The 6007-nt window shown below is 58.7% G+C and carries 11 protein-coding genes; all 11 read right to left on the bottom strand.

What is annotated here, in order from left to right; all coding sequences use genetic code 11:
• Nucleotides 1-347 (bottom strand): hypothetical protein (locus tag VHX65_16935; GenBank protein HEX4000240.1); only part of this gene is annotated, 347 nt, incomplete at its 3' end.
• Nucleotides 347-787: a hypothetical protein gene (locus VHX65_16930; GenBank protein HEX4000239.1), complete on the bottom strand. Its 441-nt coding sequence runs from the start codon at nt 785-787 to the stop codon at nt 347-349. The genes VHX65_16935 and VHX65_16930, both read right to left, overlap by 1 nt.
• Nucleotides 788-814: 27 nt before the next feature.
• Nucleotides 815-985: a hypothetical protein gene (locus VHX65_16925; protein HEX4000238.1), complete on the bottom strand. Its 171-nt coding sequence runs from the start codon at nt 983-985 to the stop codon at nt 815-817.
• 117 nt (nt 986-1102) lie between these two features.
• Entirely contained in the window at nt 1103-1519 is a 417-nt protein-coding gene (locus VHX65_16920; protein ID HEX4000237.1) for a hypothetical protein, read from the bottom strand.
• A 6-nt stretch (nt 1520-1525) separates the two neighbouring features.
• The gene (locus tag VHX65_16915; GenBank protein HEX4000236.1) at nt 1526-1834 is read right to left on the bottom strand and encodes a hypothetical protein; all 309 of its coding nucleotides are present in this window, start codon (nt 1832-1834) and stop codon (nt 1526-1528) included.
• A 15-nt stretch (nt 1835-1849) separates the two neighbouring features.
• The gene (locus VHX65_16910; protein HEX4000235.1) at nt 1850-2221 is read right to left on the bottom strand and encodes a hypothetical protein; all 372 of its coding nucleotides are present in this window, start codon (nt 2219-2221) and stop codon (nt 1850-1852) included.
• 5 nt (nt 2222-2226) lie between these two features.
• Nucleotides 2227-2721, bottom strand: coding sequence for a hypothetical protein (locus VHX65_16905; protein ID HEX4000234.1), 495 nt, complete (start codon nt 2719-2721; stop codon nt 2227-2229).
• Between the two features lie 3 nt (nt 2722-2724).
• Nucleotides 2725-3006, bottom strand: a complete 282-nt coding sequence (locus tag VHX65_16900) for a hypothetical protein (protein HEX4000233.1) — start codon at nt 3004-3006, stop codon at nt 2725-2727.
• Between the two features lie 99 nt (nt 3007-3105).
• A complete protein-coding gene (locus tag VHX65_16895; GenBank protein ID HEX4000232.1) occupies nt 3106-4353 on the bottom strand; it encodes a hypothetical protein in 1248 nt (415 codons plus the stop codon).
• 61 nt (nt 4354-4414) lie between these two features.
• Entirely contained in the window at nt 4415-5164 is a 750-nt protein-coding gene (locus tag VHX65_16890) for a hypothetical protein (protein ID HEX4000231.1), read from the bottom strand.
• A gap of 65 nt (nt 5165-5229) precedes the next feature.
• A complete protein-coding gene (locus VHX65_16885) occupies nt 5230-6006 on the bottom strand; it encodes a hypothetical protein (protein ID HEX4000230.1) in 777 nt (258 codons plus the stop codon).
• Between the last annotated feature and the right edge of the window lies 1 nt (nt 6007).

Here is a 6007-nt window from a genome sequence, read left to right as displayed (position 1 = left end):
CGGACCGGAAGTCTCACGCCATCTGCGGGCCGACCGCAACTCGCCGGCGTCTCCAACTGCCGCGACCCCTCGCCAGCATTCCCCGCCGCACCCTTGTCGGCCGCAGGGGCACCCGTTTTTTCACGCTTGCCGGAAGGACACCAGAATTCCAGCATGCCCGGTTCGCTGAATCCGGGGAACGTGTCCGGTCGCGGTGAGCTCGCGGCCGAATACAAGCTGTCAACCGACAGGTCATCACGAAACAAAATGCGAGCGCAGGGGATGATAATCCCATCGCCGATCGTGGCACCGGGAGCCGCGACCTGGACTTCGCCTTCGTAGTTCGGGATTGGATATGCGGTGGTCATTAGCTGATCGTGGCATCGTTGGCGTCTTCGCCGTCTTGATTCTGAATCTGGTTATCCTTGATGAATTCCACGTCCCATGTCACCTGCCCCGCGGCGTCGGCGTGCGTATGCCAGCGTGCAACCTTCGCGGGCGATGCTTGCCCAGTGTCGTCGCTGTTGTAGCTGATCGACAGCGTGCCGATCGCTCCCACCTGCAACGCCGTCTGGGCGGCGGCACTCGCCCCCGTGTCCCACACGCCGCTGGCGACGACACGCCCAGCGGTGGGCCCCTTGGAATGATCCGTGTTGCCGTCGCTGTTGAAGATGTTGGCACGGTTCCAGGCCATCGCGGTGTCATCGTCGATCATGTTCGCGCCCAGCGTGACGGCATCGTCATCGTCGGGGGTGAAGACGAGGGTTGCCAGATAGCCGGGATTCGGATCGCCGGTGAAAAGTCCCATTGTTTCCTCACTCGAAAAAGTTGATTACTAAGGGGTCGGTCCGCCGTCGCCGATGTTGAACTGTCCCGGCGAGCCCAAAATCACATCGCCGTAAGTTTCGTCGGTGTAGCTCAACGCATACTGGTAAAATCCGGTCGGGGTCACGCTGTCGCCGGCGACGTTGAGCAAGCAAGTGTTGCCGACGAACGTAATGTCCACAGTGAACAGCGTTTCATCCGATGCCGTATCCGGCCCAAGCCGCAATCGTGCCGCCGGCAATAGGCAGCGGCGACACAGTGACTTTCGCGGGTGCGCAGGTGGACGGCATGGCGAGCCTTAGTCGGACAAATAATCAACCAGCACGCGACAGTGGGAATACGTGTACCCTCGCGTGAACAGCGGCTTGTCATAATCGGTCACGTCGGCAACGGTCGTGTTCCATGCGCCGGCAGTTTTCATGGTGGCATCGAGCCCTTGGAAATACTCAATCACCTTCGCCTTGAACGTGAACACATCGTTCGCCGCCAGCGAGTCTTTCAACTGGTTTGGATAGACGTACACAATGTCGTAGGCTTGCCGAATGCTTTTTGTCTGGAACGCAATGAATCCAATCACCGGCTTGCCGGCCGGAGCGATGTAGACCGTTGGCTGCTTCGGATCGGTGAAGCGATACTTGGCCAGCGATACCTCTTCACATTGAAAAGACTGCGCGGTCAGGATTTCGCTAATCGCCGGTGCGAAGGGATCGGCCATCGGTCACTATTTCTTTGCGGGTGTCGCCGGCGGGATTGCGCTGGCGGGAACGTCCGTCCAGCCGGTGTAGGCCGGTTGTGACAACAGGAACACGTCGACGGCCGCGGGATCCGTTGCGAACTGGGCGCCGGCGAGCGTGTAGCTGCGGCTCACGATCGGCCGCGGCTGTTTGGCCTGGCTCGCGGCCAGATCGTGGAACACGGCCACCGTCAGCACGTTTTTCTTGGCCTGTAGATCGACGGCCATTTTCTTGGCGATGGCGACGGCTACGGGATGCACGCCCCCGTCGCCGTTGATGAATTGTCCGGTAATCATTTCATTCCTCACTTGCTAAATGTGGAAACACTTCAACGTCCACTGCTTGCGCCGCACGGGATCGGCGTCAACACTCTCGACCATGTATTCCAGCGTTCGCGGCCCCAGCGGACCGGGAATCGTGATGGTGAATTTGTCGCCGCGGCGCGGCATATCGCTGTAATTCGACCACTCTCCGAACCGCACGATCAAACCCGCTGATGCGTAGCGAAGATCGTCGCCGCCGCCAGTGGTGCCGATGCTGCTGTCAAAGAACGAACAATTGTTCAAATTGAATGGGCCGCTAAAGTCTGCATCGCCCCACGAGCCGCCGGGATTCGCGACGTAGTACGTCACCGGCGTCAAAAAGTCGAATCCCAAGTAGTCCCCGGAAACGTCCAACGTCATGGCCGCTAACCTACGATTATGTACCCGACGTGTGCCAAAAACTGCCGAACGAACTTGCCCTTGCTTCCCGCCGCTTCTAACGACCGATACAGAACCGTTGAAGTGTTTGGATAAAAGCAAATCGCGCCCGACTTGAACTTGATCGCAATGCCACGCTCGCCACGCGCCACGAAGTAACCGATCGACACGCACCACGTACTTGACACCGAATGCGGCCCATCGACCCAACCGACAAGATCGGCGGACAGTTCGCGCTCGTAAGTCTTATCGCGTAACGCGGCCGCCTCTTCATCGGCGGTTGTCGGCCGCATGCCACCCGGCAGCTTGCGAAAGAAGCCGCCGAGGGCTTGCGATATTTCCTTGATTTCTTTTTGGGAAATGAATCCGCTGTACTTGCCCGGATAGCCATACGGCCCGCGAGCCGATCCTGCGTGCAGCCCGGCCCAATCGTCCACCACGACGCGGTGGCTGCGGCGGATTGGTTTTTCGGGGTTGGCCACTGTCTATCGACCGCGTGAAACGAGTTGGAACGGAAATTTCAAAATCTGCGCCTGGCACCGATCGAAAATGTCCTGTTGCGTCCGCAATGAATCGTTGAGTTGGGCCAGCATCCCGTTTTTATCAACGCTCTGCGAACCATCCGGGCCGTTGATCGAATAGCTGGCCTGCGGGTTGTTCGCGATGTTCGTTATGGCGGCCTGGATCGTGGTCATCTGCGCGAGCGCGGCATTGCGCTGGGCATATACGCTGTCCGCATAAGTTTTCCATTCCGTCATCGCGCTCATCGTTCACCGTCACCCACAAAAGAAGCGGACCGGCCGGCCCAGGAGAAGACCAGCCGGCCCGCGCGGAATCCTTTCCGAGGCAGCATCCGTGCCGCTTGACTAGGACACCAAATTTTTCGTCATGTATCTGGGGTTGAAAACGTAACTGGTCTTGACCCGCTCGCACTTGTACGAGGCCGCCAAGCTGCGGGTGAACATCTGGCCGGCATTCGGGATGGCTTGGGCCATCTGAATGTCGATCATCGACTGCCACGAAAACGCCTGCTCGGGCACGCCGAAGTACCATTGGCACGTCGTCGGATCGTTCGTCTGCAAGCCGTTGTTCACCAAAATTTGGTGAAGGTATTTCGACACCACGATGTCGAACTCGACCACGTTGGCCGAACCGTCGCCGGCGGTAATCAGGATCGAATTGTTGCTCGATTCCGTGCCGCTACGGAATTGCACTGATTTCTTGATCCGTTCGGCGGTGAACAACAGCGGCGTCGGCACAATCAGTTTGTACCGCCCGCTGACCGCGATGGGCCAACCGGTGTAGGGGTCCAGCGTGGTGCCGATCACGACGAACGCATTGTTGATGTTATTCCAATCGACCAATGGATTCGCCACGTCCCCGGTCAAGAGGTTTGACCACGGATTCGACGGCGTAATGGCACCCGACAGGTAGGTGCTGTACGGCGTCTTTTTCCAGTTGATGTGAGTCCGCGGATAGTTCGCACCGTTCGTGGCGTTGTAGTCCACGTCGGCCAGCGTACCGCATGCCTCCAATTCGTCCGTGAGCCCCACGGCTTCGCCGAACGTCTCGAAATAGTTCATAATCTGGCCCGTCTGATCGGCACGCATGAGGTCCATGCCGATGTTCATAATCGCGCCGCGGCGCTCTTGGGCCGGGCTGATGGTGTAGTCCTGCTGCGGCGTGATGGTGGGCAGTTCGTCCGTCATCGCCACCGGCTTCAACACCTTCGCAACGTTAGAAATGCCGCCGAACGTCTCACCTTGCGTGAGGTTCGAGGGAATCTTCTTGAACATGCCCTTCACGGTGTAATCGGCCGCGTTGTACTTCGTGGTAAACGCATTGAAAAACAATTGCGAAGCCACGACGTTGAACGCATCGACCGTGACGAAGCTGGCCGCTTCTTCCGACATCATTTGTTCGGAAAGAATCCGGCTGCCGGCGGAAGACTTGCCGTCCGCCTTGTCCACAACCAGGCATTCAAACAGCAGCTTGAGGCTCGGAAAATCCTGGTAGGTCAACAAACCTTCAGAGATCGCTTGCTTGAGGTTCGCCGCGGTGGCCGCCGCGCCCTCGCACCGCACACGATTGGCAACGTCAAGTGTGGAAATCATTTTCTTTTCTCACGAATGAAATGGTGGTGAATTGGAAGCCGGACCCGCGGGCCCGTCGTTACTAAGCGTTCAGCAGCGAACGGAACCGGCCGCTCGCGATGTAATCAAGCTGTCCGGTCTGCGCGGCGGCGTTGGTGTCCGATTCGACCAGCCAGAGCAGCCCCATCTTCGCGAGCGAAGCGTAGGGAACCACGGCGGCGATCACCAAATTGTTGCTGTCTTTGAGCAACTGATTGTTCACCTTGAAGGTGACTTGACAGTTGTTGCCGTCGAATCCCGTCACGTCGATGCGAAATTTGTTGGCCCCTTCGACCACCGGCATGTTGGACACGACGGTCGTCTTGGCATTGCCGTTGCTGGTTTGCACGCGCCAGTACGAATCGCCCGAAAGCTTGTAGATGATCGCTCCGCTGTAGCTGGCGGACGGATCGACATTGCTGGTCGGGAGAATGGCGTGAGCGGAAGCCAGTCCGAAAAATTGCATCGCGGAACCGGACGCATGGACGCCGACAACGTGACAGTAGCACTCGGCATAGACGCAAGGGTTCGCGGCGATGGGCAGCAGATTGGCGTCGGTTTGGTAGATGCCCTCACCATCCCACGCGGTCGCGGCCGTGGTGGAAAGAATGGTGTCGCTGGCGCCGCTGTTGGTGTCGATCGCGGTGCCGGACCATGCCGTGGTCCCGGAACCATCGACCGAGTATTTGGTGAACAAACCGGCATCGACGTAGTTGAAAAAATCTTCAAACAACGTCGCCGACTGCTCATTCGCGAGCTTCGGATCGGGGGCCGCTTGGGATGCGATCGGCATAATGCAAGTCCTTAAAAGTGACGGTTGAAAGTTTGAAGTTTGAGTTGGCTCGGGTCGCGGACGGTCTAACGCTTACGTTGAATTGACGCCACGAATGCGTTGAGGTCGGTTTGGGCCGGCGTGAGTTGCGGGTGATTATGCACGCCCTTGGGCTTGCTGGCGCCCTTCAATTGCTCCACTTCGGCCAACAGGTTTTTGACCGTTGCCTGTAGCTCCGCTTCGGACTTCGCCCGCTCGGTTTCTTTCTCCGCGAGCTTGGCGTCGTGGTCGGCGAGTTTCGTGTCGTGTTCGCCCAGCCGCTTTTCGTGCGCGGTGAGCATGGTGGCTTCGGTGTCGCCGTAGCTGGGGCCGCCGTCGCCCTCTTCGGCCTCGCGAAACGTCGTGGTGGTTGCCGGCTTGTTCACCACGTCGACGGAAAATACCTTGTTGATCTTGACCACGTCTTTCGTGAGCGGATCTTGGTCGCCGTCGCCGATCCAACTCAGGCCGACTTTTTTTGTGCCGTGTTCGTAATCCCACTTGATCGCTTCGGCCATCGGCATCTTGGGATTCAACTGCAAGTCGCCAAACAGGCCGACATCGTCGCAACGCATATTGCGGAGAACGCCAACGCGTTCCGTATATCCACGAGGCCGGCCACGCTCAGCCGCGGTGTAGTCGTGATTGCAGCACACGCCTTCCGATTCAAACAACGGGATCGCTGCCCGCAGTGCATCGAGCCGATACTTGCGGCCGCCGCCATTGCGAGACTCGACGCCCAGCACGCGGACGTTGCGCAGCAGGTAGGGATCGGCGGCGTCAAATTCGGCAATGGTGGTCTCGAATTCAACAAAACGGGCCATG

The sequence above is a fragment of the Pirellulales bacterium genome (assembly GCA_036267355.1).
Taxonomy (GTDB): Bacteria; Planctomycetota; Planctomycetia; order Pirellulales; family DATAWG01; genus DATAWG01.
Note: the sequence above shows the minus strand (reverse complement) of the source record. Positions and strands in the feature narration are given on the sequence as shown.